The sequence below is a fragment of the Rhizorhapis sp. SPR117 genome, from assembly GCF_021742065.1.
In genome coordinates this window covers 1-853 of sequence record NZ_JAKKIE010000210.1, presented here as the reverse complement: position 1 = coordinate 853, position 853 = coordinate 1, and the positions used below count along the sequence as shown (strand labels likewise).

The 853-nt window shown below is 70.2% G+C and carries 2 pseudogenes; one reads left to right on the top strand and one right to left on the bottom strand.

The features are described 5' to 3' along the window. Positions 1-315 (bottom strand): annotated as a pseudogene (locus L3X40_RS22010) (transposase); the annotation flags it as partial. 120 nt (positions 316-435) lie between these two features. On the opposite strand from L3X40_RS22010, the pseudogene L3X40_RS22005 reads away from it, so the two are divergent. Then, positions 436-853: pseudogene (locus L3X40_RS22005) on the top strand (glycosyltransferase); the annotation flags it as partial.

Here is an 853-nt window from a genome sequence, read left to right as displayed (position 1 = left end):
AAGGCAGTCGTCGTCGGCCTTGCGCGGCAGGTGATCGAGCGCGTTCCTGAGGAAGTGCACATAGCAGCGCTGGAACCAGGCGTCGGGCAGCACCTCGCGGACCGCCGCCCGCAGGCCGGCATGATCGTCGGCGACGATATATTCGACGCCGTGCAGGCCGCGATCCTTGAGCGCGACCAGGAAGTCCTTCCACGACGAGCGGCTCTCGCGATTGGCGAGCTCGACCGCGAGGATCTGGCGCCGTCCCTCCCAGTCGATGCCGAGCGCGACAAGCACGGCGCACGACCGAACCACGCCGGCCTGGCGGGCCTGCTCGCGCTAACCCAGCCCGGCGAAGCGCTGCTCGCCGCCTTGTTCGGACTGGTCCTGATCGGAAGGCTCGGATTGCGTCGCATCCTCGCCATCGGCATCCCGGCCGCGCTGGTCGCCGGGGCCGTGCTGCTACCCTGGTGGGTGCGGAACTGGCTGGTGCTCGGGGCTTTCGTCCCCCTCACCACGTCGAGCGGCGTGGGCCTGTGGATCGGCAACAATCCCGGCGCGACGGGCAACTGGATGGCTCCGCCCGCATCGCTGCGCGGCCTTCCTGAAATCGAGTATAGCCGCCAAGCCGGCGCGATGGCGCGTGCCTGGATCGCCGCCCATCCCGTCGAGTTCGTGCGCCTGACGCTGACCAAGCTCGCCCGGTCCTGCGGCGTGGGTCAGTTCGGGCTGACCCGGCTCGGTGCGATGCACCCGGTCTTGCCGGCTTGGCTCGGCGCTCTGCTCCTGCCGCTCTCCCACGGTGCGCATCTGGCTATGCTTGGCGGTGCGGCCGTGGCTACTCGCGTCCGCGACGATCGCGCCGCCTCGACGG